1 protein-coding gene is annotated in these 252 nt (G+C 23.8%); it reads right to left on the bottom strand.

Translation table 11 applies throughout. The features are described 5' to 3' along the window. Positions 1–217, bottom strand: a 217-nt coding sequence (locus N2201_07570) for an HPr family phosphocarrier protein (protein MCX7786057.1), incomplete at its 3' end; no start/stop codon positions are given. Positions 218–252: the final 35 nt, after the last annotated feature.

Genomic DNA, 252 nt, shown 5'->3' with positions numbered 1-252 from the left:
CTTGTTCTTCATCTTCTCCTTCTACTATGACTTTAATTTTATCACCACAAGAAACTATAAGTGTTAAAATATCCATCACACTTTTACCATCAGCAATTTCATCATTTTTTAATATTTTTATATTTGATTTATACTTCGAAATTTTTGAAACTAATTCATTTACTGGTCTTAAATGTAAACCTAAATTATTTTTTATTACAAACTCTTCTTCTATCATCTCTTATCAGATAATAATAAGCTTCTAAATAAATC

It is taken from the genome of candidate division WOR-3 bacterium, assembly GCA_026418155.1.
In the GTDB taxonomy this organism is placed as follows: Bacteria; Hydrothermota; Tepidihabitantia; order Tepidihabitantales; family CAIPLT01; genus JAOABV01.
The sequence above is the reverse complement of the archived record's forward strand: the minus strand, read 5'-3'. Positions and strand labels throughout refer to the sequence as shown.